Genomic DNA, 26,368 nt, shown 5'->3' on the forward strand with positions numbered 1-26,368 from the left:
GCCATTCGGGGCTCGTGCAACCTACACGGTGAAGCGCGCGACCATGCCGTTGAGTTCCACGGCCAGACGCGACAGCTCGTGGCTGGCCGCGGCCGTCTGGTTGGCGCCGGTGGCGGTCTGTACCGAGATATCACGGATGTTGACCAGGTTTCGGTCCACCTCGCGTGCCACCTGGGCTTGCTCTTCGGCCGCGCTGGCAATCACCAGGGTGCGCTCGTTGATCTGCCCGACCTGCTCGGTGATCTCCACCAGGGCCTGGCCGGCGGCTTCGGCGATCTCCAGCATCTGCCGGGCGCGCTGATCGTTCTGGTTCATCGCGCCCACGGCTTCGCCTGTGCCGCTCTGGATACTGCCGATCATCTGCTCGATCTCGCGGGTGGACTCCTGGGTGCGATGGGCCAGGGCCCGTACTTCGTCGGCCACCACGGCAAAGCCCCGGCCTTGCTCGCCCGCGCGAGCGGCCTCGATGGCCGCGTTGAGGGCTAGCAAGTTGGTCTGTTCGGCGATGGCGCGAATCACGTCGAGCACCTTGCTGATGCTCTGTGCGCGCTCGGCCAGCCCCTCCACCAGCGCTGAGGTGTGGGCGACGTCCTGGCTCATGCTGCGGATTGCCTGCACCGTTTGCTGCACGCGGTCGCGGCCGGACTGCGCCGACTCCTCGGAGGCGCGCGAGGCATCGGAGGTGGAGCTGGCGTTGCGCGCCACTTCCTCGACTGCGCTGGTCATCTCGTTCACCGCGGTGGCGGCCATCTCGATTTCGTCGTGCTGGCGGGTGATCGCGCGGTTGCCTTCCTCGGTCACCGCATTGAGCTCCTCGGCGGCGGAGGCCAATTGGGTGGCGGAGTTGCCGATCTGCTGGATGGTGCCGCGCAACTGCTGCTGCATGCGTTGCAGTGCTGCCAGCAGTTGCGCAGGTTCGTCCTTGCCGCTGGCGTCGATGCGCCCGGTAAGGTTGCCGCTGGCCACCACGCCGGCGACCTGCACGGCCTCGCTCAGCGGCTGGGTGATGCTGCGGGTCAGCAGCCAGGCGAGGGCGACGGTGACCAGTGCGGCAATCACCAGCACGGCGATGACCGCGTTGGTGGCGCTGGCATAGTCCTCGTCGGCCTTGGTGTTGGCGGCGTTAGCGCCTTGGGTGTTGAACTCGGCGAGTTCGGTTAGGGCGCCGAAGGTGGCCTTGTAGTTATCCAGCAGCGGCCCCTGCACCAGTTCGGTGGCGGTCGCGGTCTCGTTGGCGTTGGAGAGCTTCAGCAATTGCTCGACACCGGCGATGAGGCCCTTTTTCTCCTGCTGGTAGCGCTGGAACAGTTCCTGGTCGCGGCCTTTGTCCATGTCTGCTTCGTAGCTGCGTTCAGCCTTTTCCAGGTTGCCGATGATCTCGCGCAGGCGCGTTTCGAGGAATTGTTTGTCGGACGCGTCCGCGGCCAGCACATGGCCGAGCTGGAGCTGGCGTACCTCGGTCACGGCGAGGTTCATCTGGGCGATGTTGCGCACGCTGGGCAGCCAGCTCTGGCTGATCTCGGTGGAGGCGTCGTTGATCACCGACATGCGGTTGAGGGAGAACAGGCCGGTGAATATCAGTAGGAGGGTGATGATGGCGAAGCCGAAGGCCGCGCGTGGCGCGATGGGAAACTGGCGCAGGATCATGGGGTACTTCTCCGGGGCGGCGATATGAGTCGGGGCGGCTCAGGAAAAGTATAGGAAGCCCTACGCGTTGCGCTGACTGTCAGCGTGTCGCTGAGCACGGCGGGTGTGCAATTTCCGGGCTGCAGAAACGACCATGCCCGTATCGAGGATACGGGCATGGAGGGGAGGGTGTTGCGAGGGCGTTGGCGTCAGGCCGAGTAGCGCTTGAGCACCAGGGTGGCGTTGGTGCCGCCGAAGCCGAAGCTGTTGGACATGATGGTGTCCAGCTTGGCGTTCTCGCGGGTCTCGCGCAGGATCGGCAGGTCGGCCACTTCCGGGTCCAGCTCGTCGATGTTGGCCGAGCCGGCGATGAAGTTGCCTTCCATCATCAGCAGGCAGTAGATCGCCTCGTGCACGCCGGCGGCGCCCAGGCTGTGGCCGGACAGGCTCTTGGTCGAGCTGATGGCCGGAGCCTTGTCGCCGAACACTTCACGTACGCCGCGGATCTCGGCGACGTCGCCGACCGGGGTGGAGGTGCCGTGGGTGTTCAGGTAGTCGATCGGGGTGTCGACGGTGGACAGCGCCTGCTGCATGCAGCGGATCGCGCCTTCGCCGCTCGGAGCGACCATGTCGTAGCCGTCGGAAGTGGCGCCGTAGCCGACGATTTCCGCGTAGATCTTGGCGCCGCGCTTGAGGGCGTGTTCCAGTTCCTCGACCACCACCATGCCGCCGCCGCCGGCGATGACGAAGCCGTCACGCTTGGCGTCGTAGGCGCGGGAGGCCTTCTCCGGGGTGTCGTTGTACTGGGTGGAGAGGGCGCCCATGGCGTCGAACAAGCAGCTCTGGCTCCAGTGTTCTTCCTCACCGCCGCCGGCGAAGACCACGTCCTGCTTGCCGAGCTGGATCTGCTCCATGGCCTGGCCGATGCAGTGGGCGCTGGTGGCGCAGGCGGAGGAGATGGAGAAGTTCACGCCCTTGATCTGGAAGGGAGTGGCCAGGCACGCGGATACGGTGCTGCCCATGGTGCGGGTCACGCGGTATGGGCCGATGCGCTTGACGCCCTTCTCGCGCAGGGTGTCGATGGCTTCCATCTGGTTGACGGTAGAGGCGCCACCGGAGCCGGCGATCAGGCCGGTACGCGGGTTGGATATCTGCTCTTGGCTGAGGCCGGAGTCCTTGATTGCCTGTTCCATCGCCAGGTAGGCGTAGGCGGCGGCATCGCCCATGAAGCGGAAGAGCTTGCGATCGATCAGTTCTTCGAGGTTCAGGTCGACCGAGCCGGAAACATGGCTACGCAGGCCCATTTCGGCATAGGACGGGTTGTGGCGGATGCCGGCCCGGCCTGCACGCAGGTTGGCGGAAACGGTTTCCTTGTCATTGCCCAGGCAGGAAACGATGCCCAGGCCAGTGATCACGACGCGACGCATGCGGATAACCCTTAAAAGCTGTCAGTGGAAGTGAACAGGCCGACGCGGAGGCCTTCGGCGCTGTAGATCTCGCGGCCATCGACGCTGACGGTACCATCGGCGATGCCGAGGATCAGCGAGCGGTTGATGGTGCGCTTGATCTGGATGTTGTAGGTGATCTTTTTCGCAGTCGGCAGGATCTGGCCGAAGAATTTCACTTCGCCCGAACCCAGGGCACGGCCGCGGCCGGGGTTGCCCTGCCAGCCGAGATAGAAGCCAACCAGCTGCCACATGGCGTCGAGGCCCAGGCAGCCTGGCATTACCGGGTCGCCCTCGAAGTGGCAGGCGAAGAACCAGAGATCCGGATTGATGTCGAGTTCGGCGACGATTTCGCCCTTGCCGTATTTACCGCCGGTTTCACTGATATGGACGATGCGATCCATCATCAGCATGTTTGGGGCGGGCAACTGCGCGTTACCTGGGCCAAACAGTTCGCCGCGGCTGCAGGCGAGCAGTTCTTCCCGGGTATAGGCGTTTTGCTTGGTCATGCGAACTCCTCAATGGTCCCCTTGGCGGGGCTAAGCTGCGCCGCGGGTTTTCTTGTGTAGCGGCAGACTAGTCATAGACTGTTGCGTCCTAGTGAAAGTCACAGATCAGTGTGAACACTTGTATACCGGACTTCCTTGTCGCAGGTCATTGCCGAGCTCCGACCCCCTGCGAGTCTAGTATTCCTGGCGTTCCGCGCCGTGGCTGCGCTTGCCCACCCAACGCAGCAATACTCGTTCCAGATCGGCGCGTTTGAACGGCTTGGCCAGATAGTCGTTCATGCCGGCCTGCAGGCAGGCTTCGCGGTCGCCCTGCAGCGCGTTGGCGGTCAGCGCGATGATCGGCGTAGCGCATTGTGGCGCCAGTTCACGGATTTGTCGGGTTGCTTCGTAACCATCCATTACCGGTAGCCGGCAGTCCATCAGCACCGCGGCGAAGCGCTGGGCATCGAATGTCTGCACCGCCTGGGCACCGTCGCCCACCAGTGCCACGCGATAGCCGAGGCTGCGCAGCATGGCCTCTATGACGGTCTGGTTGACCGGGTTGTCCTCTACCAGCAGCACCTCCTGGTTCTCGCCGCCGAGGCTCTGCTGGTTCTCCTGGGCGTCGTCGGCGCTGCTGCGCGGGCTGAAGGGCAGGGGAATCTCCAGGGTGAACACCGAGCCGGCGCCTTCCTCGCTGCTGGCATGCAGAGTGCCACCCATGCGCTCGGCCAGGGTGCGGGCGATGGGCAGGCCCAGGCCGGTGCCACCGTAACGGCGGGAGATGGAGTTGTCGGCCTGCTGGAAGGCGTCGAACATGTGCTCCAGGCGCGGCGCCGCAATGCCGATGCCGCTGTCGCGTACCGAGCAGGTGAACCACAGCACCTCGTTGTCCAGCGGCTGCCAGTGGGTCTCGATACGGATGCCACCTTCCTCGGTGAACTTCAGGGCGTTGCCCAGCAGGTTGACCAGGATCTGGCGGATACGGGTCGGGTCGCCCTGTACCTCGAAGTCTTCCAGGCCGGCCTGGTTCTCCAGGCGCAGATACAGGCCGCGCTGCTGGGCGCTGTGCTGGAACACCTGGATCGAGCCCTGCAGCAGCTCCAGCAGGCTGAAGGGAATGCGCTCCAGCTCCAGGGCACCGCGCTCGATGCGCGAGAAGTCGAGGATGTCGTTGATCACCTTGAGCAGGTGCTCGGTGGATTCGGTGGCCAGCGCCGTGTATTCCTCCTGCTCCTGGGTCATCTCGGTGGTTTCCAGCAGCTGCAGCATGCCCAGCACGCCATTCATCGGCGTGCGCAGCTCGTGGCTCATCATCGCCAGGAAGTCGGACTTGGCGCGGTTGGCCTGTTCGGCCTCCTCGCGGGTCTGGATCAGCTGCTGCATGGCCTCGCGCTGCTCGCGCTCGGCTCGCTCCAGCTCGGAGGCCAGGGTATTGATGTGCCGCGCCAGGTCGCCCAGCTCGCCGGTGTCGGTCTCCGCCAGGTTGCTGCGATAGTCGCCAGCCTTGATCGCTTCCAGGGCACGGCCCATGGCGCTCAGGGGCTGGGCCAGGCGTCGTGCCAGTTGGCGGGCGACAAAGAAGGTCAGCACCAGGGCGATCAGCGCCAGCACGGTGGCCTTGAGCAGGATGGCCTGCTGGCGACTGGAGAAGGATTCGTCCGACATGCCGACCACTACCTGGCCCAGGTAATCGTCGGTGGCGCCGTTCTCGCGGCGAATCGGCGTGCGGAAGACCTCTACCTGCGAGGTCGCCTGATCCCGGTGGCGCTCGACATAGACCAGAATGTTTTCGGCCCGGTCGCGGATCTCGAGGAAGCGCACGTTGGGGGTCTGCAGGGTGGCGCGCAGCAGGCCTTCCAGCACTTGCGTGTCACCGATGGCCACGCCATGCGCGGCAGCTGGCGCCAGCTGGTTGGCCATCAGTTGCCCGGCCTGGCTGATCTCGTAGCGCAGGTCTTCCAGGCGGGTGTGGGTGAAGAAGCCGGTCAGCAGCAGGGTCAGCAGCAGCGCCGGGCCGACACTGATCAGCTGGGTGCGGGTATGGATGTCCCAATTGCGGCCGAAGATCATGGCGCGCCATCCTCCGTCACGCACCGGAAAGTGGTGGGCGGCTGAACGAGAAGCGGCGAGATGGGAAGAGCGTGCACGGAACGGCCTTGTTCTCTGGCATGACAGGCGCATGTTAACCGAGATGCCCGGCTTTGCCAGCGCGGGTCATGCGTGGGACTGGCCGGTCGGCCGAGGGTTCGTGATAATGAGGGAATTCGCCATTCGGATGGCTTGTCTGGATTTACTATGACCGAGCAACAACCCGTTGCAGTACTGGGCGGCGGCAGCTTCGGCACCGCCATCGCCAACCTCCTGGCCGCCAACGGCCAGCGTGTCCTGCAGTGGATGCGTGATCCCGAGCAGGCCGAGGCCATGCGTACCCAGCGCGAGAACCCGCGCTATCTCAAGGGCATCAAGCTGTTGCCGGGCGTCGAGCCGGTGACCGACCTGCCGGCGACCCTGGCCGCCTGCGAGCTGGTGTTCGTCGCCATCCCCTCGTCGGCCCTGCGCAAGGTCCTGCAGCCGGTGGCCGACGGTCTGGTGGGCAAGCTGCTGGTCAGCACCACCAAGGGCATCGAGGCCGAGAGCTTCAAGCTGATGAGTCAGATCCTCGCCGAAGTGGCGCCGCAGGCGCGTATCGGCGTGCTGTCCGGGCCCAACCTGGCCCGTGAAATCGCCGACCACGCGCTGACCGCCACGGTGATCGCCAGCGAGGACGAAGAACTCTGCCAACGCGTGCAGTCCGCGCTGCACGGCCGCACCTTCCGTGTTTATGCCAGCCGCGACAGCTTCGGCGTGGAGCTGGGCGGTGCGCTGAAGAACGTCTACGCCATCATCGCCGGCATGGCCGCCGCACTGGGCATGGGCGAGAACACCAAGAGCATGCTGATCACCCGCGCGCTGGCCGAGATGACCCGCTTCGCGGTCACCCTGGGCGCCAACCCCATGACCTTCCTCGGCCTGGCCGGCGTGGGCGATCTGATCGTTACCTGTTCTTCGCCGAAGAGCCGCAACTACCAAGTGGGCCACGCCCTCGGCGAAGGCCTTTCGCTGGAGGACGCGGTAGCGCGCCTGGGCGAGGTGGCCGAGGGCGTCAACACCCTCAAGGTACTCAAGAGCAAGGCCGAGGAGCTGCAGGTCTACATGCCTCTGGTCGCCGGCCTGCATGCCATCCTGTTCGAAGGACGCACCCTGGAACAGGTGATCCAGGCGCTGATGCGCGGCGAACCTAAGACAGATGTAGATTTCATTTCCCCCAGCGGTTTCTGATCCCCCAAGGAGAGCACCATGAGCGAACCGAGCAAGGAACTGGAGCGCGAGTCCATCGCCCTGCGCATCCTGTGGATGTTGATCTTCGCCATCGTCTGGCAACTGGCCGAGATCGTCCTGGCTGGCGTGGTCCTGCTGCAGCTGGGCTATCGCCTGTTCTACGGCGCACCCAACGGTGGCCTGCAGGGTTTTGGCGACAGCCTCAGCCAGTATCTGCAGCAGATCGGTCGCTTCGGCACCTTCAACAGTGAAGAGAAGCCCTGGCCCTTCGCCGATTGGCCGAGCGCCCGTGCCCCAGAAGACAACGAGCCGCACAGCGTCCCGCCTGCACCGCACCCGGTACGTGACGAAGAACCCAAGCTGTGACCCTCTGGCTGCTGCGCCATGGCGAGGCGGAGCCGCGCGCGCGTAGCGACGCCGAGCGGCCGCTGACCGACCACGGTCGCAAGGAGGTGCGCAGGAGTGCCGAGCATCTGCGCGGCCGGCCGCTCTCGCACATCCTGGTCAGCCCCTATCTGCGTGCACAGCAGACGGCGCAGATCGTCCGCGAGGTGCTCGGCCTGGCGCTGCCTCTGACCACGGTGGAGTGGGCCACCCCGGATGACTCCGCGCGCGAGGCCGCCAACCGGCTGGACGACTATCCCGGCGACTGCCTGCTGGTCAGCCACAACCCCCTGCTCGGCAATCTCTCCGGCCTGTTGATCCACGGCCACCTGCAACAGCCGCTGGGACTGCATACCGCCAGTCTGGTGGTCCTGGAAGGTGAGCCGGTGCCCGGCCTGATGACCCTCGCTGCGCTGTATCACCCGCGCTAGAGCCGCTCAATCGCCCTGTAACATTTCTTCACTTGCGACACCTCCTGACGCATGGAATATTCAACCAAGCAAGTGCTTGGTTGCTCCCTGTGACAAAAACAATAAACAAGGAGGCCCCGTGGCCAGTGCAGTCCGTTTGCCGCTCGAAGCGTTCTTCGAGCGGGAGTCGCGTCATCCGAACAAGACCTACCTGATCCAGCCGCTGGGTGGTGGGCGCGTAGAACAGCTCACCTGGGCCGAGGTCGGCGAACAGGCGCGGCGCGCAGCCGCCTGGTTGCGCAGCCTGGAGCTGGAGCAGGGCAGCAAGATCGCGATCATCTCGAAGAACTGCGCCCACTGGATCGTCACCGACCTGGCGATCTGGATGGCCGGGCACGTCTCGGTGCCGCTGTATCCCAACCTCACCGCCGAGTCGGTGCGCCAGGTGCTCGAGCACGCCGAAGCCAGGGTTGCCTTCGTCGGCAAGCTGGACGACTGGTCGGCCATGGCCCCGGGCGTACCGGAGGGCGTGACCACGGTATCGCTGCCGCTGCATCCGGATGACCGCTTCGACCTCGCCTGGCAGGACCTGCAGGCCTGCGCGCCGATTCAGGACAAGCCGCGCAACCAGCCTGAGCAGCTCGCCACCATCATCTACACCTCCGGCACCACCGGCATGCCCAAGGGCGTGATGCACAATTTCGGCAATTTCGGCTTCACCGCCAGCCAGGCCACTTCACTGTTCGGCGTCGGCGAGGATGACCGGGGGCTGTCCTACCTGCCGCTGTGTCATGTGGCCGAGCGCATGTTCATCGAGCTCAACTCGTTGTACAGCGGCATGACCGTGTTCTTCGCCGAGAGCCTGGACACCTTCGTCGACGACCTGCGTCGCGCCCGGCCGACCGTGTTCTTCGGCGTGCCGCGCATCTGGACCAAGTTCCAGATGGGCGTCTACTCCAAGATGCCGGCCAAGAAGCTCGATCGGCTGCTTTCGATTCCCCTGGTCGGGCGCCTGGTCGGCAAGAAGGTATTGCGTGGGCTGGGCCTGGACGCGGTGCGCTACGCGCTATCCGGCGCCGCGCCGGTGCCGGACGCGCTACTCGGCTGGTATCGCCGCATGGGCCTCGAGTTGCAGGAGGTCTACGGCATGACCGAGAACTGTGGCTACTCGCACGTATGCCGCCCCGGCCTGTTCAAGAAGGGCTGGATCGGCCAGAACAACCCGGGTGTCGAGGTGCGCATCAGCGAGGAGGGCGAGGTGCTGGTGCGCAGCGGCTCGACCATGCAGGGCTACTACAAGGAGCCTGGCAAGACCGCCGAGGCGCTGACCGAGGAAGGCTACCTGCGCACCGGCGACAAGGGCGAGCAGGATACCGACGGCAACCTGCGCCTGACCGGGCGCATCAAGGAAATCTTCAAGACCAGCAAGGGCAAGTACGTGGCCCCGGCGCCGATCGAAAACCGCCTGGCCGTGCACAACCACATCGAGCAGGTCTGCGTGGTCGGTGACGGCCTGCCGCAGCCGCTGGCCCTGTGCGTGTTGTCCGAGGCCGGCCGCAAGGAGCCGCGCGAGCAGCTGGAAGGCAGCCTCAAGCGCCTGCTGGAGGAGACCAACCAGGTGCTGGACAAGCACGAGCAGCTCAACGGCCTGGTGCTGGTGCCCGAGGTCTGGGCGGTGGACAACGGCTTCCTCACGCCGACCCTGAAGATCAAGCGCGCCTCGGTGGAGACGGCCTACAGCCCTCACTTCGATACCTGGGGCCAGAAGCGCGAAGGGGTGGTGTGGCACTAGGTTCCGCTGGTCGCTAAAGCCCGCGCTCGCGCGGGCTGATAGTCCCGCTCCATCCTTTCGCTCGACGAACCTGCTCTGGTGGGTTCGAGCGTGCTCTGCGCCAAAGGTGTGCGGCCGATCTGCTATTGTTCGCGCGGCCTACAGATCGGTTGGAAGAGCATGAATCGGCGCAAGAAGATTAATCAGTTGTTGAAGGCCCACGCCAAGAAGGCCAGCGCCAAGCTGGCGCCCAAAAGCAACAAGCCCAAGTACATCAGCAAGGCGGATCGCCTGAAGCTGGATGCCGAGCAAGGCCTGGGCACGCCTGCCGAAGACTGACCCGTTTACCCCGCGATTAACCTCTCTTCCTTCACTGCTAGGACGGCGGTCTAACCATTCATTCACACATTGGTTCTGAGGCTATGGATATGCGACTTCATTCGACTCTTCTTCTGCTCTGCCTGGCTGCTGGTGCTTCCCACGCAGAAACGTCAGCGCCAGCCCAGTTGACGTTGCCCAATCAGCAGGAAGCGACCGAGGCCATCGTCAAGATGCTCGACCTGGGTGAGATGCAGGATCAGGTCACGACCAAGCTGGGCACATGTATCGCGGCGGTGGAGGCAGAGCACGCCGGGCAGGTGGCCTGCACCGTGGCCATCAGCATCGGCGCGGGCACCTCGGAGACCCAGGCAGACTTCTACCGCAGTGGCTCTACCTGGCAGGCGCAGCCCAGCAGTTCGCAAGACCAGCTGCCGTTTCCCGACCCCGCATTGATGTGAGCCTTCTGCCTGGCTATTCAACGCTGCGTGGTTAAACCATCAGATAAAAAAAGCCCGGCCATGCGGCCGGGCGAGGCACTACTCCGCAGGAGCGAAGGGGATCAGGCAATCTCTGCCAAAGCTTGAATCTGTTGCTGCGCAGCCACTTCGCCGATCACCAGGATCGCCGGGCTCTTCAGGGCAAAATCGATAGCCGCCTGCTGCATGCCGGCCAGGGTGCTGCGGCACTCGCGCTGCTGCGGCAGCGAGGCGTTCTCGATCATCGCCACCGGCATGTCGCCGCGCATGCCACCGGCCAGCAGGCTGTCGCGCACCTCGGGGAGCTTGGCCACGCCCATGTACACCACCAGGGTGGTGCCACCCTGGGCCAGGGCCTGCCAGTTGAGGCTGCTGTCGTCCTGGGTGTGGGCGGTGACCAGGGTCACGCCGCGGGCCACGCCGCGTAGGGTCAGGGGGATGCCGCAGTTGGTGGCACCGGCCAGGCCGGCGGTAATGCCGTTGACCATCTCCACTTCCACTCCGTGCTCGGCCAGCCAGTCGGCCTCCTCGCTGCCGCGACCGAAGATGCACGGGTCGCCGCCTTTCAGGCGCACCACGCACTTGCCCTGGCGCACATAGCGCAGCATCAAGCGGTGGATGAATTCTTGCGGAGTGGAGCGGCAGCCGCCGCGCTTGCCCACCGGCACGACGCGGGCATCCGGGCAGTGCTCTAGCACGGAGGGGTTGACCAGGTCGTCGATCATCACGATATCGGCCTGTTGCAGGGCCTTCACCGCCTTGAGGGTCAGCAATTCCGGATCGCCAGGGCCTGCGCCCACCAGCCAGACTTTTGCATTCATGGTTCTACTCCTCAGGCTTCCACGGCGACGGCGGCCACATGGGTGACCAGCAGTCGTTTGATTTCCGGCACGCACGAGCCGCAGCTGGTGCCGCACTTCAGTTCGCGCTTGAGCCCGTCCAGGTCCAGGCCGCGCTCGATACCGGCGCACACCGCGTCCTGGCTGACGTTCATGCAGTTGCACAGCACCTTGCTGGCCTTCATGCCGCCACCCGGCGGGGTGGCCAGCGGGGCGAGCAGCCAGCGGCGCAGGTCGGCATCGGTGCTGCCCTGTTCCCACAGGCCCTTGAGCCAGTCGCGGGCGGCGGTTTCGCCGGCCAGGCGCACGGCGACGATGCGTCCGTCCTCGATGCGCACGCGCTTGCCCACGCGGCGCTGCGCGTCGTCATAGGCCAGCACTGGACCCTGGTCGACGCCGATCAGGCTGTCGATCTCGGCCAGCAGGTCGGCATCCGGCGCCGCTTCGGCAGCAGCCTTGATCAGCAGGGCCGGGCGTTGCTCGCGGCCGGTCGGCGTCAGGCTGGCGTAGGCGAAGCGTTCGAACAGCGGGCGCAGGGCCTCGAAGCGGCTCTGCACCTCTCCTTCGATCAGGGCGAAGAACTGCCAGGGCAGCTCGGCACGCTCGACGTCCACACTGCTGATCTTCAGTTCCGGCTGCTTGGACAGCGGGTCGAAGGCCGGCTGGGTCAGCACGTTGGTGCCCAGGCCCTTGAGGAAGCGGTTGCCCCAGTGCATCGGCAGGTAGGCCTGGCCAGGACGCAGCGCATCGTCGGCCTGCACCGGCAGGATCAGCCCGCCGCGGCGGCTGCGCAGGTGAATCAGCTCGCCTGGCTGCAGGCCACGCTGGCGCAGCTCGTCCGGGTGCAGGCTCAGCACCGCCTCGGGGGCGTGGCCGAACAGCCGTGCGGCGGTACCGGTGCGGCTCATGCCGTGCCACTGGTCGCGCAGGCGCCCGGTGTTGAGCAGCAGCGGGAATTCGCTTTCCTGGCGCTCCCTGGCTGGTACGAACGGATCGGCGACGAAGCGCGCTCGGCCGCTTGCGGTGGGGAAGATGCCGTTCCCGTACAGCCGCGCGGTGCCTTGTTGGGCGCCGGCCGGGAAAGGCCATTGTTGTGGACCTTGGTCGTCCAGGATCGCGTAGCTGAGACCGGAGAGGTCCAGGTCGCGGCCCTGGGTCAGGTGCTTGTATTCCTCGAACAGCGCCTGCGCGCTGGCGAAGTCGAACAGGCTTGGCAGGCCGGGGCGGAGCTGTTGTTCCAGGCGACGGGCGAAGTCACAGGCGATATACCAATCCGGCCGCGCCTCTGCGGGCGCTGGCACGGCGCGGCGCACGTGGGTCACGCGCCGCTCGGAGTTGGTCACGCTGCCCTCTTTTTCTCCCCAGCTGGCGGCTGGGAGCAGAAGGTCGGCGTAGTGGCAGGTTTCGGTGGTGAAGAAGGCTTCCTGCACCACCACGAAGGGGCAGCCAGCCAGGGCCTCGTGGACCTTCTGTTGGTCCGGCAGGGACTGGGCCGGATTGGTGCAGGCGATCCACAGGGCCTTGATCTTGCCCTCGCGCACCGCCTCGAACAGTTCGATGGCGGACAGGCCGGTGTTCTCCGGCAGGCCGTCCACGCCCCAGTAGTGGGCGACTTCGGCGCGGTGCTCGGCATTGCCGGCCTCGCGGTGGCCGGGCAGCAGGTTGCTCAGGCTGCCGGTCTCGCGGCCGCCCATGGCATTGGGCTGGCCGGTGAGGGAGAAGGGGCCGGCGCCGACCTTGCCGATCTGGCCGGTGGCCAGGTGCAGGTTGATCAGCGCGCTGTTCTTGGCGCTACCGGCGGTGGACTGGTTGAGGCCCATGCACCACAGCGAGAGGAAGGCCGGCGAACGGCCAATCATCTCGGCGGCGCGGCGCAGGTCGGCTTCGTCGATGCAGCACAGGCGCGCCACTTCGCTCGGCGGGTAGTCGGCGGCCAGTTCGCGCAGGGCGTCGAAGCCTTCGGTGTGGGCCTCGATATAGGCGAAGTCATAGTTGCCGTAGGCTAGCAGCAGGTGCAGCAGGCCGTGGAACAGCGCCACGTCGGTGCCGGGAGCGATGGCCAGGTGCAGGTCGGCCAGCTCGCAGGTGTCGGTGCGCCGTGGGTCGACCACTATGACCTTCATCTCCGGTCGCGCGGCCTTGGCCGCTTCCAGACGACGGAACAGGATCGGGTGGGCGTAGGCCATGTTGCTGCCGGCGATCAGCAGGCAATCGGCCAGTTCGATGTCCTCGTAATTGCACGGCGGCGCGTCGGCGCCTAGGCTGCGCTTGTAGCCGACCACCGCCGAGCTCATGCACAGGCGCGAGTTGCTATCGATGTTGTTGGTGCCGACCAGGGCGCGCGCCAGCTTGTTGAAGGCGTAGTAGTCCTCGGTCAGCAACTGGCCGGAGATGTAGAAGGCCACGCTGTCCGGGCCGTGCTCACGGATGGTTTCGGCGAACACATTGGCGGCGTGATCCAGGGCGCTGTTCCAGCCGCTGCGGGTACGGGCCAGGCCTTTGCCCAGGCGCAGCTCGGGGTACAGGGCGCGGGCGTCGAGGTCGCCGGTCAGGTGCAGGGACGAGCCCTTGCTGCACAGGCGGCCGAAGTTGGCCGGGTGCGAGGGATCGCCGCTCACGCCGAGGATCTTCTCGCCGTCGTGCTCGATCAGCACACCGCAGCCCACGCCGCAGTAGCAGCAGGTGGCAGCGGTGGTCTGGCTGGCGGGTTGCAGGGCGGCTTCAGGCACGGACGACACCTTCGCTCGCGCCCAGGCCGGCCGCATCGATGCTGGCCTGGCCGAACATCAAGTGATCGCGCACGCCGCTGATGTCGGCACCGCCGCAGATCTGCTGGAAGTACCAGCTGCCATCCAGGGTGTCGCCGTACAGGCAGCCGCCGACCAGCACGTCGTCCTTGATCACCAGCTTCTTGTACACGCTGCCGATGGGGTCGGAGAGGATGATGCTCTCAGTGCCGTCGCCGCCCATGAAGTCGCCAGCGGAGAACAGGTCGATGCCGGTGACCTTGAGCTTGGTCGAGGTCACCGAGCCCTGGTAGCGCGCGGTGCCGAGCATGGCCAGGTGGTTGGCGCAGACCTTGGCCTGCTCGAACAGCGGGGCCACCAGGCCGTAGGCGATGCCGCGATGGTTGGCGCATTCGCCGACCGCGTAGATGCGCGGGTCGTAGGTCTGCAGGCAGTCGTCCACCTGGATGCCACGGTTGCAGGGGATGCCGGCCTTCTCGGCCAGTTCGGTGTTGGGGCGCACGCCGGCAGCCATCACCACCAGGTCGGCGGGAATGGTGTCGCCACTCTTGAACTGCACGGCGCAGACCCGGCCGGTGCCGTAGTCGAGCAGCTCCTCGGTCTGTTCGCTGAGGCGGAAGCGGATACCTCGGGCTTCCAGCGCCTGCTTGAGCAGTTCGCCGGCGGTGCGGTCCAGCTGGCGCTCCAGCAGCCAGTCGGCCAGGTGCACCACGGTCACGTCCATGCCGCGCTGGCGCAGGCCGTTGGCCGCCTCCAGACCGAGCAGACCGCCGCCGATGACCACGGCGTGGCTGTGGGTCTGGGCGGTGTCCATCATCTGGCGGGTGTCGGCAATGTCGCGGTAGGCGATCACGCCCTCCAGGCGGTTGCCCGGCACAGGCAGGATGAAGGGGTTGGAGCCGGTGGCGAGGATCAGGCGGTCGTACTGGGCGCTGCTGCCGTCGTCGGCGATCACCAGGCGCTTCTTGCGGTCGATGGCGACCACCTTGCGGCCCAGGCGCAGGTCGATGCCATGCTGCTCATACCAGTCGACGCCGTTGAGCACGATTTCCTCGAAGCTCTGTTCGCCGGCCAGCACGGGGGACAGGAGGATGCGGTTGTAGTTGGGGTGCGGCTCGGCGCCGAACACGGTGATCTCGTACAGGTCGGGGGCGAGCCGGAGCAGCTCCTCCAGCGTTCTGACCCCGGCCATACCGTTGCCTACCATCACCAGCTTGAGTTTGTTCATGCCGGCCATCTCCCAGGTAAAAATCGTGGCAAACAAAAAAGGCGTCCCGCTAGCTGCCTAGCGAGGACGCCTTTGTCCTGATCCCGATCGGTCGGGGCGAGTCGCACTTCGCCATTGAAGGGCGGACTCTATGTCTGTTGCCTGTGCTGAAGCAGGGAGTGTGCCAACCCCTCGATGAGGCGTTTCTAGGCGTTTTTGCCGGGTTTCTCGGCTAGATGGCGCACAGTCATGGGGCGTTTTGCGCGCTCATGGTGCGGATTTGCCGGGCGTGGCGGCCGTTGCCAGCAACCAGTCGATCAACTCGCTCGCCAGCGTGTCGCTGGCCGTGCCGAACGCGGCGACCAGGGAGACGACCTGGGCATCGCTGCTGCCCTGGCTGACATCGAAGCGATGGCTGGCGAGCACCCTCCGGCTGCTGCTGTCGACCAGCTGCGCATCCAGGCGGATCACCGCGTAGGGCTGGCCGTCGCGGTACTCGCTCTGGAAGCTCAGCAGGCTGCCGAGCAGTTCCAGGTCGCTGTGCAGCTGCTGGTCGTCGCTGACCAGCGCCTGGAAGCGGCCGTCACTGCGCAGCACGCTGACCAGCCGATCGCGTAGCAGCAACGGCGCCGGGTCTGCCCAGCGCGCGCCCTTGTAGCTGCTGATGCGATTGCCTTCCGGCAGCACGGCGATGCGCGTGCTGTCGAGCGCCTGGCTGGCCTGCGGGCGCACGATGCTCAGGGTGCGGGTAAGCTGCGCGGCGCTGGCCTGGCGGGCCAGGGTGGAGGGTGGCAGCAGGTAGGTGTCGATCACCTGTGCCTCGGGCAGCAGCGAACAGGCGCCGAGCAGGCTGCTCAGGGCCAGGACGGAGAGGGCGCGCAGGGTGTGGATCATGGTTCGAACTCCTGATTCTGTTCGCGTTCGAGCAGCGCGCCGGGGTTGTCCGCCAGGCGCCGGCTGGACTGGCGCAGCACGGCCAGGGTGGCGCGCAGTTCGGCAATGGCCGGGCCGATCTCGCCGACGCCTTGCAGGCCGCTGGTGAGGGCGTTCTGGTTGTCGGCCAGCAGGCGTTCCAGGCTGCGGCTGCTGCGCTCCAGCGCGGCCACGGCCTGCTCGGTGCGCTGGAAGATCGCGCTGCCCTGTTCGTCGACCAGTGAGTTGGCCTTCTGCGCCAGCGCCGCGCTGCGCTGCAGGGTCAGGTTGGCCTGGTGGCTGGCCTCGCCGAGTTGCGCCAGGGTCTGGCGGATGCCGTCACGCTGCTCGGCGATCACTGCCGTGGTCTGGTCCAGTTGCTTGAGTGTGTTGCCGACGTGGGCCAGGTTCTCGTCGGAGAACAGCCGGTTGGCGTTGATCAGCAAGTTGTTGATGTTGCCGACCAGGTCCTCGCCGTTGGCCAGCAGGCGTGCCAGAGGTGACGGATCGGCGGGAATCTCGCTGGGCTTGTCGTTGCGGGTTTCCAGGCGCGGGCTGGCGGGGGTGCCGCCGTAGAGCTGGATGATGGCGTTGCCGGTGACGCCGGTGATGGCCAGGCGCGCATGGGTGTTCTGCTTGATCGGGGTTTCCGGGCCGACGCGGATGCGCACGCGGACCTTGCGCGGGTCCTGCGGGTCGAGGCTGAGGTGGCTGACGTCGCCGACCTTGATGCCGCTGTACTGCACGGCGCTGCCCAGCGACAGGCCGGTCACCGCCTCGTTGAACACCACGTCATACAGGCGGAATTCCTTGTCGACGCTGGATTTGCCCAGCCAGAGGGCGAACAGCAGCGCGCTGCCCAGGGCCAGCACGGTGAACAGGCCGATCAATACGTGGTGGGCGCGGGTTTCCATCAGGGTGTCTCCGAACGCAGGATCGCCTGGGCGGCGGCGCGGCCGCGTGGGCCGTGGAAGTAGTCCCGGACCCAGGCGTCGTCGGTGGCGGCGACCACATCGAGGCGGTCGGCCACCAGCACGCGCTTGCGTGACAGCACGGCGACGCGGTCGCAGATGCTGTAGAGGGTGTCCAGGTCGTGGGTAATCAGGAACACGCTGAGCCCGAGGGCGTCGCGCAGGGTGCGGATCAATTGGTCGAAGGCGGCGGCGCCGATCGGGTCGAGGCCGGCGGTGGGCTCGTCGAGGAACAGAATCTCCGGATCCAGAGCCAGGGCGCGGGCCAGGGCGGCGCGCTTGACCATGCCGCCGGACAATTCGTCCGGGTACTTGTCGCCGGCGCCTACCGGCAGGCCGGCCAGGGCCACCTTGAGGCGCGCCAGGTGCTCGGCATCGCTGCGCGGCAGGCCGGCGTGCTCGATCAGCGGCAGGGCGATGTTCTCCACCACGCTCAGCGAGGAGAACAGGGCGCCGCGCTGGAACAGCACGCCGAAGCGCCGTTCCACCTGCGAGCGGCGCTCGGCTGGCAGGCTCAGCAGGTCTTCGCCGAATACTGTGACGCGGCCGGCGGCCGGGCGCAGCAGGCCGACGATGCTGCGCAGCAGCACCGACTTGCCGGTGCCGGAGCCGCCGACCACGCCGAGGATCTCGCCATGGCGGATATCCAGGTCGAGTTTGTCGTGCACCACCTGCGCGCCGAACTGGTTGCGCAGGCCGCGGACCTCGACCAGCGCGCTCACCAGCCCATCTCCATGAAGAACAGCGCGGCGAGGGCGTCGAGCAGGATCACCACGAAGATCGACTGCACCACGCTGCTGGTGGTGTGGTCGCCCACCGACTTGGCGCTGCCGCTGGCCTTGAAGCCTTCCAGGCAGCCGATGATGGCGATCAGCATGGCGAAGAACGGCGCCTTCACCAGGCCGATATAGAAGTGCTGCACCGGAATGTCGGTTTGCAGGATGTTGAGGAACAGGGTCGGTGAGACGTCCAGCAGCAGGGTACTGACCACGCCACCGCCGACGATGCCGCAGAGCATGGCGATGAAGGTCAGGATCGGCAGGCAGATCAGCATCGCCAGTACGCGCGGCAGCACCAGCAGCTCCATGGGATCGAGGCCGAGGGCGCGGATCGCGTCGATCTCCTCGTTGGCCTTCATCGCGCCGATCTGCGCGGTGAAGGCGCTGGCGGTGCGCCCGGCCATGAGGATGGCGGTGAGCAGCACGCCGAACTCGCGCAGGAAGGAGAACGCCACCAGGTGCACGGTGTAGATGGTGGCGCCGAACTGCTCGAGCACGGTGGCGCCGAGGAACGCCACCACCGCGCCGACCATGAAGGTCAGTAGGGCGATGATCGGGATGGCGTTGAGGCCGATCTGCTCGATATGCGCGGCCAGCGAGGTGATGCGCCAGCGCCGCGGGCGCCACAGGCTCTGCACCAGGCTGGCCAGGGTCAGGCCGAGGAAGCCGAGCAGGGCGCGCAGCTGGAGGAACTGGCCGCTGACGGTGGTGCCGATGTGTTCGAGCACTTCACGGGTGGTGGACGGCGGCGGTGGCGGGCAGACCACCGGCACGTCGCGCAGGGCGCTGCTCACGGTGCGCAATAGGGCCAGGCGTTCGGCGGGCAGGTCGCTGGCCTGGTCGACCAGCAGGCCCAGGCGCTCGGCTCCCAGCCAGTCGCTGAGCAGCGAGGCGCCGGCGGTATCGAGCTGGCCGAGTTGGCTCAGGTCGACGCGCTCCGGCTTGGGTTGGTTGGCGAGTCGCTCGCGCAGCACGAGGTAGTGGGCCAGGGTCCAGTCGCCGCGCAACAGCGTGCGGGGCGTGCCGGAAGTGGTGTCCAGTTCGATGCTGCCGGCCTGCGCCATGATCATCCTGAATGCGGCTGGAACGGGCATGGCAGAGAGTCGCCATGGGTTCCGGGCAGTGTAAAGGAGGCGCCGCCGGCTGGCGACCTGGTCAGTTTTCGCGGATGGCCGCCGCTACTGCAGCAGGCCGATCAGCAGCGCCAGGTTGACCAGCAGCGAGACGAGGGCGACGCCACGCCAGACCTTCAGCGGCTCGCGCTCCAGCAGCGGGCGCGGGCGCACGTTGAGCGCCTGGCGCTCGCCCTGTTCGACCACCAGCAGCCATTCCTCGGCGGTCTCGAAGCGCTCGCCGGGGCTGGCGGCGACGGCGCGCAGCAGGCAGTCGTCGAGCCAGGCGGGGATGTCCGGGCGGTAGCGGCTGGGCGCGGCAGGCTTGCCGAAGCGCGGATGCTGAAACGCCTCGATCTCGCCATAGGGGTAGTGCCCGGTGAGCAGGCGGTACAGCGTGACGCCGGCTGCATAGAGGTCCTGCTGGCGATCCGGGGCGGCGCCGGCGAAGGCCTCCGGGGCGATGTAGCTGGGCGTGCCGGGCAGGGCGTGCTGCTCGTCACGGGACAGGCCGGGGCAATAGGCCAGGCCGAAGTCGAGCAGGCGCAGTTCGCCGTCGTCGCACCACAGCAGGTTCTCCGGCTTGATGTCGCGGTGCAGGATGTTGCGCCGGTGCAGCAGGCCGAGGGCCTTGAGCAGGCGGGGGGCCAGGTCCAGCCACTCCGGCAGGCCCAGTTGCCCGGACAGGCGCAGGTGCTCGGCCAGGGTCTGGCCGGCGTACTCGCGCTGCACGTAGTAGAGGTGCTGGCGCTGCGGCAGCGGGTGCGCCTCGGGGAAGTGGCGCCCGGCTACGCGACGCAGGAACCATTCCTCGAGCAGCAGCGCAGGGCCGGCCTGGGCCTCGTCGTGGCGGCTGGCTGGCAGGGTCTTGAGCAGCCAGCGCCGAGCCTGGGCATCGCGCACCCGGTACACCAGCGACTGGCGCGACTCGGCCAGTACCCGCTCGATCTGCCAGCCCTCGAACTCCTGGCCCTCGCGCAGCTTGGGCGGCAGCGGCCATTGCTGCAGCTGCGCCAGGGTGTCGGCCAGGTCGTTGTCCGGCAGCGTGTCGACCTGCACCAGCACGGCGCTGGCGTTGTCCTGGCTGCCGGCCAGGTGGGCGGCGGCGACCAGCGCCTGGCAGGCGGCGGCCGGGTCGTTCTCGTCCAGCAGCAGGCTGCGGATGCCGGAGTCGCCGAGGGTCGACCACACGCCGTCGCTGACCAGCAGGTAGCGTTCGTCCTCGCGCAGCTCGCCCTCCAGGTAATCCACCACCAGATGTTGATCCAGCCCCATGGCACGCTTGAGCACGTGCTGCATGCCAGGCTGCTCCCACACGTGGTCCTCGCTGAGGCGCTCCAGCTGGCCGGCATGCAGGCGATAGGCGCGGCAGTCGCCGACATGCGCCAGGGTGAAACGGCGCCCGCGCAGGACCAGGGCGGAGAGGGTAGTGAGCAGCGGCTGGCCGCCGCCATTGGCCTGCAGCCAGCGGTTATGGGCGACCAGCAGACGATCCAGCGCCTGCGGCACGGCCCAGGTCTCCGGCGTCGAGTAGTAGTCCAGGGCAAGGGCCTGCAAGGTGGCGCGGGCGGCCAGGCCGCCGTCGGCGCACTGGCTGACGCCATCGGCCAGGGCGAACAGGAAGCCCTTGCTGGCCGCCAGTGTCGGCGCCGGGGTGACCACGCGGATGGCGTCCTGGTTTTCCGTGCGCGGGCCGGTGGCGGTGGCTTCGCCGAAGCTCAGTTGCAGGGCCATGCGGGCTCTCTTGTGCGAAGGGCGCCGTGAGGCGCCCGTGAGTATTCAAGTCGGTTGAGACAAAGGCCGGGCCGGCTTGGCTCCAAGGAGTGTCGCCACTCCACCTTTCCTGACCAGTGCATCGAGCCTCGTTCGGCCCGGCCTTTGTCGCAACCGTCCTGCCACGAGGCCGGGCGCACGTGGCGCCCGGCTGGCTGGATCAGACGCGGGCGGCGGTCACTGCCGCGCTGCCCCAGGTGGTACGCCAGCGCAGCTTGACGCCGTGCAGGCCGAACCAGGCCAGCACGCCGAGGCTGGCGAACAGCCACAGGCCCAGCTGGTAGTCGCCAGTGGCCTGCTTGATCGCGCCCAGGCCGGCGGTCAGGCAGAAGCCGCCGATGCCGCCGGCCATGCCGACCAGGCCGGTCATCACGCCGATTTCCTTGCGGAAGCGCTGCGGCACCAGCTGGAACACCGCACCGTTGCCGGCGCCCAGGGCGAGCATGGCGGCCACGAACAGGCCCAGTGCAGCGTAGGCGCTGGGCAGGTTGAAGCCGACCGCGGCGATGCAGATGGAGGCGCAGGTGTACATCACCAGCAGCGAGCGGATGCCGCCGATGCGGTCAGCCAGGGCGCCGCCCAGCGGACGCATCATGCTGCCGGCGAACACGCAGGCGGCGGTGTACAGACCGGCCTTGACCGGGTCGAAGCCGTACTGGTCGTGGAAGTAGCCGGGCAGGGTGCTGGCCAGGCCTAGGAAGCCGCCGAAGGTGATGCTGTAGAAGAACATGAACCACCAGCTGTCGCGGTCACCGAGAGCCTTGAGGTAGTCGGCCATCGCCTTGGGAGCAGGGCGCTCGGGGGCGTTCTTGGCGACGCCGGCGAAGATCACCAGGGTCAGCACCAGCGGAATCAGCGCCAGGCCGAACACGTTGCCCCAGCCGAAGATGGCGGCCAGGCCCGGCGCGAACAGCGCGGCCAGCACGGTGCCGGAGTTGCCGGCGCCGGCGATGCCCATGGCCTTGCCCTGGTGTTGCGGCGGGTACCACTGGGAGGCCAGCGGCAGAGCCACGGCGAAGGATGCACCGGCGAAACCGAGGAACAGGCCGAGCAGCAGCGCCTGCTCATAGCTGTGGATGCCGTGCAGCCAGGCCACGGCCAGGGCGCCGATGACGATGCTCTGGCCCAGCAGGCCGGCGGTCTTCGGCGAGGTACGGTCGGCCAGGGCGCCCATGAACAGGCGCAGCACGGCGCCGGCCAGGATCGGCGTGGCGACCATCATGGCGCGCTGCTGGGTGGTCAGGCCCAGATCGGTGGCGATCTGCACGCCCAGCGGGCCGAGCACGTACCAGACCATGAAGCTCAGGTCGAAATAGAGGAACGCGGCGAACAGCGTCGGTGCGTGGCCGGCTTTCCAGAAACTTGTATTCATCCAACACCTCATCATCGAGTTAGAGTCCCGCCGGCGGCGAGGTGGCGTGATCGTGGGCACGCCGCCTCGTCGCCGGAGGGATGAGCCCGGCGCTTGTGGCGCCCGGCCCCGTGGCCGAAGCCACAGCCAGGTTGAGAGAGTTACCGGTCGACGTCCGGATCGCGGTCCGCCGACCGCCCCATGCGCTGGGGCGGAAACGCAAAAGGCGCCGCACCACTGACCGCCTGAGCGGGGAGGTGCGACGCCTTTGTCGTATCGTGGGCAACCGCCGTTGGATGCCTGTGACAGGGCTTGAGCAATACTTGGGCCAAACTGCGCCGGCACCGGAAAATGGCGGCTCAGCGGCTGGCGTGCGGGGTGATTCGATTCAAGACGGTGCGCGGGGTGCGGGGCGCGCACTGAGTCGGGGCGATGGTTCTCTGTTCGGCGCCGATCAGTCCAGCCAGTTGACGTCCGGGAAGGTCTCGCGGAACGCGTCCGGCATCTGTACCACCTTGCCGATGTGGTAGTCGAAGAACACGAAGCCGGATTTGGCCAGAGCGATCAGCGTGCCGTCCGCCGGGCGGGTGATGCGGAAGATGATGTCGCCGCCGTAGCGGTTGAAGTCCATCACGCCGACCTCGAACAGCAGCTGGTCGCGCGAGTGCGACTCGGCGCGGTACATGGTGGCCAGGTCGGTGACGATGATGCCGTGCTGCTGGTCGGCCTCGCGGATGCCGAAGTCGAACAGGAAGCGCGCACGGGCTTCGGAGATCATCGAGATCATGGCGTCGTTGCCCAGGTGGTTGCTGGCATTGATGTCGGTGCTGCGTACCGTCATGTGGGTGCTGTAGCAGAACTGCTGCTGGGAAAAGTCGAGCTGGAGACGGGCCATGACTGCTGCCTGGTCGGAAATGGGGGCGACAGTCTACCCTCGGCGCTGCGGTACGAAATCATTGTCGTCATGAATGAGGAGAGCCCATGGCGTTGAACATGACCCTGCAGGCCGGTCTGTGGGGCTGGCTGGCGGCCAGCAGCCTGTTGCTGGGGGCGGCCATCGGCGTATTCGCCAGGCTGCCGCGCAAGGCGGTGGCCTCGATCATGGCTTACGGCAGCGGGGTGCTGATCGCCGCGATCTGCTTCGAGCAGCTGCCGGACGCGCTGCGCCTGGGTGGGCATGTGCCGAGCCTGGCCGGGATGTTCTGCGGTGGCCTGGTATTCGTCCTCGCCAGCCGCTGGCTGGAGCGCCTGCAAGGCGGGAAGGGCGCCATGGCCGGGCTGCTGATCGCGGCGGGGGCGTTTCTCGACGGCATTCCAGAGTCGCTGGGCCTAGGTCTGGGTCTGCTCGATGGCGGTTCGGTGAGCCTGGTGATGCTAGTGGCGATCTTCCTTTCCAACCTGCCGGAGGGCCTGGCCAGCGCCGCCGGCTTGCGCGACGAGGGCCGTAGTCGTGCCTGGGTATTCGGCCTGTGGGGGCTGATCGTACTGCTGTCGGGGCTGGCGGCCATGGCCGGGCCGGGACTGTTCGCCGGGCTGCCGGATGCCGGGCTGGCCTTCGTCCTCGGCTTCTCCGCTGGCGCCGTGCTGTGCATGCTGGTCGACAGCATGATTCCCGAGGCTTTCGCCGAGACCCATGCGCTGACCGGGTTGATCACCCTGAGCGGCTTCATGACCGCGCTGGCGCTGGACAAGGTGATCTGACCGCGGCGGGCAGCTTCCGCTACAATGCCGCGGTTTTCGATTCCTGCGAGCCCGCCATGTCCTGCCAGACCCCGATCATCGTTGCCCTCGACTTCCCTTCCCGTGATGCCGCCCTGGCCCTGGCCGAGCGCCTGGACCCCAAGCTGTGCCGGGTCAAGGTCGGTAAGGAGCTGTTCACCCGCAGCGGTCCGGCGGTGGTCGAGGCCCTGCATGCCAAGGGCTTCGAGGTATTCCTCGACCTGAAATTCCACGACATCCCCAACACCACGGCGATGGCGGTCAAGGCCGCGGCTGAGATGGGCGTGTGGATGGTCAACGTGCACTGCTCCGGCGGCCTGCGCATGATGGCGGCCTGCCGCGAGGAGCTGGACAAGCTGGCCGGCGCCAAGCCGCTGCTGATCGGCGTGACCGTGCTGACCAGCATGGAGCAATCGGACCTGGCCGGCATTGGCCTGGACGTGGTGCCGCAGGAGCAGGTACTGCGTCTGGCGGCCCTGGCCGCCGAAGCCAAGCTGGATGGCCTGGTGTGCTCGGCCCAGGAAGCACCGGCGCTGAAGATCGCCCAGCCGGGCCTGCAACTGGTCACTCCGGGTATCCGCCCGGCGGGCAGCGCTGCCGATGACCAGCGCCGCATTCTCACTCCGGCTAAGGCCCTGGCCGCAGGCTCCGACTTCCTGGTGATCGGTCGCCCGATCAGCCAGGCCGCCGATCCGGCCAAGGCCCTGGCGGACATCGTCGCCGAGCTGGGCTGACCCTCCTCGTATCCAGAGGAGTGATAGAAGGTATGAGCCCTTCATCATTCCTTTGGATGATCCTGCACATCGCCCCCTGATAGTGCTGCTCGCCCGCGCCGCGGCTGGCTAGACTCCGCTCAATTCCAACTCCCTGCGAGGATGCAGAAATGAGCATGACTTTCTCGGGCAAGGTTGCCCTGGTCACCGGCGGTGCCGCCGGCATCGGCCGCGCCACCGCCCAGGCTTTTGCGGCCGAAGGGCTGCAGGTGGTGGTGTCCGACGTCGACGTGAGCGGCGGCGAAGGCACCGTCCAGCTGATTCTCGATGCGGGCGGCGATGCCACCTTCGTGCGCTGTGACGTGACCCGTGATGCCGAAGTCCAGGCGCTGATGGCGCAGGTGGTGAGCACCTACGGGCGCCTCGACTACGCCTTCAACAACGCCGGCATCGAGATCGAGAAGGGCAAGCTGGCCGAGGGCAGCGAGGCCGAGTTCGACGCGATCATGGGCGTCAACGTCAAGGGCGTGTGGCTGTGCATGAAGCACCAGCTGCCGCTGCTGCAGGCCCAGGGCGGTGGTGCCATCGTTAATACCGCGTCCATCGCCGGCCTCGGCGCAGCGCCGAAGATGAGCATCTATGCCGCTTCCAAGCACGCGGTGATCGGCCTGACCAAGTCTGCTGCCGTCGAGTACGGCAAGAAGAAGATTCGCGTCAACGCCGTGTGCCCGGCGGTGATCGACACCGACATGTGGCGTCGTGCCGCCGAGTCCGACCCGAAGAAGGCCGAGTTCGTCGCCGGCATGCATCCGGTCGGGCGCATCGGCAAGGTCGAGGAAATCGCCGCTGCGGTGCTGTATCTGTGCAGCGATGCCGCCGCCTTCACCACGGGCCACTCGCTGGCCGTGGATGGCGGGGCCACCGCGATCTGATAGAGAGGGCGCCTGGGGGCGCCCTTTTTGCATTCTGTAACGAGTACGCCGGCCGTTGGCACAGAAAGCCAGTTACAAGAGCTGCGCGACTCGTCAAGAATCGCCGAGATAGCGAGATAGACCGTTACGGAGAACAATAACAATGACTGCAAGTGCCTTGACCACCACCTTCCTCCCCATTGCCCTGGGCATCATCATGCTCGGCCTGGGGTTGTCGCTGACCCTGGCGGATTTCGCCCGGGTGGCGAAATTCCCCAAGCCGGTGCTGATCGGCCTGGGTTGCCAGCTGCTCCTGCTGCCGCTGGTGTGCTTCCTGATCGCCAAGGGCTTCGGCCTGGCGCCGGCCCTGGCGGTCGGCATGATGCTGCTGGCGGCCTCGCCCGGCGGTACCTCCGCCAACCTGTATAGCCACCTGGCCCACGGCGACGTGGCGCTGAACGTGACGCTGACCGCGGTGAACTCGGTGGTGGCGATCCTCACCATGCCCTTCATCGTCAACCTGTCGCTGGCCTACTTCATGGAGGGCGACCAGGCCATCCCGCTGCAGTTCGCCAAGGTAGTGCAGGTGTTCGCCATCGTCCTCGGCCCGGTGGCCATCGGCATGATCATCCGCAGGCTGGCGCCGGGCTTCGCCAACGCCATGGAGAAGCCGGTGAAGATCATCTCCGCGCTGTTCCTGATCCTGGTGATCGTGCTGGCCTTCATCAAGGACTGGCAGACGGTGATCGACTACGCACCGGTGGTGGGTCTGGCCGCGCTGCTGTTCAACCTTATCAGCCTGGGCGTCGGCTACGGCGTACCGATCCTGATGAAACTGCCGCGCCGCCAGGCCATCGCCATCGGCATGGAAATCGGCATCCACAACGGCACCCTGGCCATCGCCCTGGCGCTGAGCCCGATGCTGCTGAACAACGCCACTATGGCGGTGCCGGCGGCGATCTACAGCTTCATCATGTTCTTCACCGCGGCGGCCTTCGGCTGGTGGGTCAACTTCGCCCACGGCAAGGCGCTGGCGGCCGAGGAGGCGCAGGCGACCTGAGTCCTTTGCGGTCGAAAAAAAGCCCGGGCATG

General features: G+C 66.8%; 23 protein-coding genes and 1 pseudogene. 10 read left to right on the forward strand and 14 right to left on the reverse strand.

Translation table 11 applies throughout. The annotated features are described in order from the left end of the window. Positions 1-21 precede the first annotated feature (21 nt). The 4 genes from PTT45_RS11565 to PTT45_RS11580 all read right to left on the reverse strand — a co-directional run bounded on the left by PTT45_RS11565 (position 22) and on the right by PTT45_RS11580 (position 5,632). Complete coding sequence (locus PTT45_RS11565) at positions 22-1,647, reverse strand: methyl-accepting chemotaxis protein (RefSeq protein WP_273813442.1); 1,626 nt, start codon at positions 1,645-1,647, stop codon at positions 22-24. A 188-nt stretch (positions 1,648-1,835) separates the two neighbouring features. After that, positions 1,836-3,053: a beta-ketoacyl-ACP synthase I gene (gene fabB, locus PTT45_RS11570; RefSeq protein WP_273813443.1), complete on the reverse strand. Its 1,218-nt coding sequence runs from the start codon at positions 3,051-3,053 to the stop codon at positions 1,836-1,838. Between the two features lie 11 nt (positions 3,054-3,064). Then, positions 3,065-3,580, reverse strand: coding sequence for a 3-hydroxyacyl-[acyl-carrier-protein] dehydratase FabA (gene fabA, locus PTT45_RS11575; RefSeq protein ID WP_043309820.1), 516 nt, complete (start codon positions 3,578-3,580; stop codon positions 3,065-3,067). A gap of 174 nt (positions 3,581-3,754) precedes the next feature. After that, positions 3,755-5,632 carry an ATP-binding protein gene (locus tag PTT45_RS11580; protein ID WP_273813444.1) on the reverse strand — a complete coding sequence of 626 codons (1,878 nt, stop codon included), beginning with the start codon at positions 5,630-5,632 and terminating at the stop codon, positions 3,755-3,757. A 225-nt stretch (positions 5,633-5,857) separates the two neighbouring features. On the opposite strand from PTT45_RS11580, the gene PTT45_RS11585 reads away from it, so the two are divergent. The 6 genes from PTT45_RS11585 to PTT45_RS11610 all read left to right on the forward strand — a co-directional run bounded on the left by PTT45_RS11585 (position 5,858) and on the right by PTT45_RS11610 (position 10,224). Then, positions 5,858-6,880 carry an NAD(P)H-dependent glycerol-3-phosphate dehydrogenase gene (locus tag PTT45_RS11585; RefSeq protein ID WP_273813445.1) on the forward strand — a complete coding sequence of 341 codons (1,023 nt, stop codon included), beginning with the start codon at positions 5,858-5,860 and terminating at the stop codon, positions 6,878-6,880. Between the two features lie 18 nt (positions 6,881-6,898). Beyond that, the gene (locus tag PTT45_RS11590; protein WP_273813446.1) at positions 6,899-7,246 is read left to right on the forward strand and encodes a DUF4389 domain-containing protein; all 348 of its coding nucleotides are present in this window, start codon (positions 6,899-6,901) and stop codon (positions 7,244-7,246) included. Beyond that, the gene (gene sixA / locus PTT45_RS11595) at positions 7,243-7,695 is read left to right on the forward strand and encodes a phosphohistidine phosphatase SixA (RefSeq protein ID WP_273813447.1); all 453 of its coding nucleotides are present in this window, start codon (positions 7,243-7,245) and stop codon (positions 7,693-7,695) included. The genes PTT45_RS11590 and sixA overlap by 4 nt, the downstream gene beginning before the upstream one ends. A 118-nt stretch (positions 7,696-7,813) precedes the next feature. After that, positions 7,814-9,466 carry an AMP-binding protein gene (locus tag PTT45_RS11600; RefSeq protein WP_273813448.1) on the forward strand — a complete coding sequence of 551 codons (1,653 nt, stop codon included), beginning with the start codon at positions 7,814-7,816 and terminating at the stop codon, positions 9,464-9,466. Between the two features lie 159 nt (positions 9,467-9,625). After that, positions 9,626-9,784: a DUF2986 domain-containing protein gene (locus PTT45_RS11605; RefSeq protein ID WP_273813449.1), complete on the forward strand. Its 159-nt coding sequence runs from the start codon at positions 9,626-9,628 to the stop codon at positions 9,782-9,784. 167 nt (positions 9,785-9,951) lie between these two features. Continuing rightward, a complete protein-coding gene (locus tag PTT45_RS11610; protein ID WP_273813450.1) occupies positions 9,952-10,224 on the forward strand; it encodes a hypothetical protein in 273 nt (90 codons plus the stop codon). Between the two features lie 101 nt (positions 10,225-10,325). Here PTT45_RS11610 and cobA read toward each other — a convergent pair whose 3' ends face one another. The 10 genes and pseudogenes from cobA to PTT45_RS11655 form a co-directional block, all read right to left on the reverse strand. Further along, on the reverse strand, positions 10,326-11,063 hold the full coding sequence (gene cobA / locus PTT45_RS11615; protein ID WP_273813451.1) for a uroporphyrinogen-III C-methyltransferase: 738 nt from the start codon (positions 11,061-11,063) through the stop codon (positions 10,326-10,328). 11 nt (positions 11,064-11,074) lie between these two features. Continuing rightward, complete coding sequence (locus PTT45_RS11620; protein ID WP_443218188.1) at positions 11,075-13,795, reverse strand: nitrate reductase; 2,721 nt, start codon at positions 13,793-13,795, stop codon at positions 11,075-11,077. 40 nt (positions 13,796-13,835) lie between these two features. Continuing rightward, a pseudogene (locus PTT45_RS22360) lies at positions 13,836-15,056 on the reverse strand (NAD(P)/FAD-dependent oxidoreductase); the annotation flags it as partial. Positions 15,057-15,302: 246 nt separating this feature from the next. After that, complete coding sequence (locus PTT45_RS11625; protein ID WP_273813452.1) at positions 15,303-15,929, reverse strand: ABC-type transport auxiliary lipoprotein family protein; 627 nt, start codon at positions 15,927-15,929, stop codon at positions 15,303-15,305. Continuing rightward, positions 15,926-16,861 (reverse strand): MlaD family protein, encoded by a 936-nt coding sequence (locus tag PTT45_RS11630; protein WP_273813453.1) that lies wholly within the window; start codon positions 16,859-16,861, stop codon positions 15,926-15,928. The genes PTT45_RS11625 and PTT45_RS11630 overlap by 4 nt, the downstream gene beginning before the upstream one ends. Beyond that, positions 16,861-17,640, reverse strand: a complete 780-nt coding sequence (locus tag PTT45_RS11635) for an ABC transporter ATP-binding protein (protein ID WP_443218178.1) — start codon at positions 17,638-17,640, stop codon at positions 16,861-16,863. The genes PTT45_RS11630 and PTT45_RS11635 overlap by 1 nt, the downstream gene beginning before the upstream one ends. Next, a complete protein-coding gene (locus PTT45_RS11640; protein ID WP_443218189.1) occupies positions 17,637-18,767 on the reverse strand; it encodes an MlaE family ABC transporter permease in 1,131 nt (376 codons plus the stop codon). The genes PTT45_RS11635 and PTT45_RS11640 overlap by 4 nt, the downstream gene beginning before the upstream one ends. 108 nt (positions 18,768-18,875) lie before the next feature. After that, entirely contained in the window at positions 18,876-20,543 is a 1,668-nt protein-coding gene (locus PTT45_RS11645; RefSeq protein ID WP_273813455.1) for a protein kinase domain-containing protein, read from the reverse strand. Between the two features lie 199 nt (positions 20,544-20,742). Continuing rightward, positions 20,743-21,954 carry a nitrate/nitrite transporter gene (locus PTT45_RS11650; protein WP_273813456.1) on the reverse strand — a complete coding sequence of 404 codons (1,212 nt, stop codon included), beginning with the start codon at positions 21,952-21,954 and terminating at the stop codon, positions 20,743-20,745. Between the two features lie 433 nt (positions 21,955-22,387). Further along, a complete protein-coding gene (locus PTT45_RS11655) occupies positions 22,388-22,828 on the reverse strand; it encodes a thioesterase family protein (protein ID WP_273813457.1) in 441 nt (146 codons plus the stop codon). Between the two features lie 86 nt (positions 22,829-22,914). Between PTT45_RS11655 and PTT45_RS11660 the strand changes: the two genes are divergently transcribed. From PTT45_RS11660 to PTT45_RS11675, 4 genes are all read left to right on the forward strand, one after another. Beyond that, entirely contained in the window at positions 22,915-23,634 is a 720-nt protein-coding gene (locus tag PTT45_RS11660) for a ZIP family metal transporter (RefSeq protein ID WP_273813458.1), read from the forward strand. Positions 23,635-23,690: 56 nt separating this feature from the next. Next, entirely contained in the window at positions 23,691-24,386 is a 696-nt protein-coding gene (gene pyrF / locus PTT45_RS11665; RefSeq protein WP_273813459.1) for an orotidine-5'-phosphate decarboxylase, read from the forward strand. Between the two features lie 149 nt (positions 24,387-24,535). Then, entirely contained in the window at positions 24,536-25,297 is a 762-nt protein-coding gene (locus PTT45_RS11670; RefSeq protein ID WP_273813460.1) for an SDR family oxidoreductase, read from the forward strand. A 142-nt stretch (positions 25,298-25,439) separates the two neighbouring features. Then, positions 25,440-26,336, forward strand: a complete 897-nt coding sequence (locus PTT45_RS11675) for a bile acid:sodium symporter family protein (protein ID WP_273813461.1) — start codon at positions 25,440-25,442, stop codon at positions 26,334-26,336. Positions 26,337-26,368 lie beyond the last annotated feature (32 nt).

The organism is Pseudomonas sp. Gutcm_11s (assembly GCF_028649395.1).
In the GTDB taxonomy this organism is placed as follows: Bacteria; Pseudomonadota; Gammaproteobacteria; order Pseudomonadales; family Pseudomonadaceae; genus Aquipseudomonas.

Excerpts from the sequence above, each read along its gene's own strand:
- PTT45_RS11565 (WP_273813442.1), bottom strand. The coding sequence starts at position 1,647 with ATGATCCTGCGCCAGTTTCCCATCGCGCCACGCGCGGCCTTCGGCTTC.
- fabB (WP_273813443.1), bottom strand. The coding sequence starts at position 3,053 with ATGCGTCGCGTCGTGATCACTGGCCTGGGCATCGTTTCCTGCCTGGGC.
- fabA (WP_043309820.1), bottom strand. The coding sequence starts at position 3,580 with ATGACCAAGCAAAACGCCTATACCCGGGAAGAACTGCTCGCCTGCAGC.
- PTT45_RS11580 (WP_273813444.1), bottom strand. The coding sequence starts at position 5,632 with ATGATCTTCGGCCGCAATTGGGACATCCATACCCGCACCCAGCTGATC.
- PTT45_RS11585 (WP_273813445.1), top strand. The coding sequence starts at position 5,858 with ATGACCGAGCAACAACCCGTTGCAGTACTGGGCGGCGGCAGCTTCGGC.
- PTT45_RS11590 (WP_273813446.1), top strand. The coding sequence starts at position 6,899 with ATGAGCGAACCGAGCAAGGAACTGGAGCGCGAGTCCATCGCCCTGCGC.
- PTT45_RS11605 (WP_273813449.1), top strand. The coding sequence starts at position 9,626 with ATGAATCGGCGCAAGAAGATTAATCAGTTGTTGAAGGCCCACGCCAAG.
- cobA (WP_273813451.1), bottom strand. The coding sequence starts at position 11,063 with ATGAATGCAAAAGTCTGGCTGGTGGGCGCAGGCCCTGGCGATCCGGAA.
- PTT45_RS11625 (WP_273813452.1), bottom strand. The coding sequence starts at position 15,929 with ATGATCCACACCCTGCGCGCCCTCTCCGTCCTGGCCCTGAGCAGCCTG.
- PTT45_RS11630 (WP_273813453.1), bottom strand. The coding sequence starts at position 16,861 with ATGGAAACCCGCGCCCACCACGTATTGATCGGCCTGTTCACCGTGCTG.
- PTT45_RS11640 (WP_443218189.1), bottom strand. The coding sequence starts at position 18,767 with ATGATCATGGCGCAGGCCGGCAGCATCGAACTGGACACCACTTCCGGC.
- PTT45_RS11645 (WP_273813455.1), bottom strand. The coding sequence starts at position 20,543 with ATGGCCCTGCAACTGAGCTTCGGCGAAGCCACCGCCACCGGCCCGCGC.
- PTT45_RS11650 (WP_273813456.1), bottom strand. The coding sequence starts at position 21,954 with ATGAATACAAGTTTCTGGAAAGCCGGCCACGCACCGACGCTGTTCGCC.
- PTT45_RS11655 (WP_273813457.1), bottom strand. The coding sequence starts at position 22,828 with ATGGCCCGTCTCCAGCTCGACTTTTCCCAGCAGCAGTTCTGCTACAGC.
- PTT45_RS11660 (WP_273813458.1), top strand. The coding sequence starts at position 22,915 with ATGGCGTTGAACATGACCCTGCAGGCCGGTCTGTGGGGCTGGCTGGCG.
- pyrF (WP_273813459.1), top strand. The coding sequence starts at position 23,691 with ATGTCCTGCCAGACCCCGATCATCGTTGCCCTCGACTTCCCTTCCCGT.
- PTT45_RS11670 (WP_273813460.1), top strand. The coding sequence starts at position 24,536 with ATGAGCATGACTTTCTCGGGCAAGGTTGCCCTGGTCACCGGCGGTGCC.
- PTT45_RS11675 (WP_273813461.1), top strand. The coding sequence starts at position 25,440 with ATGACTGCAAGTGCCTTGACCACCACCTTCCTCCCCATTGCCCTGGGC.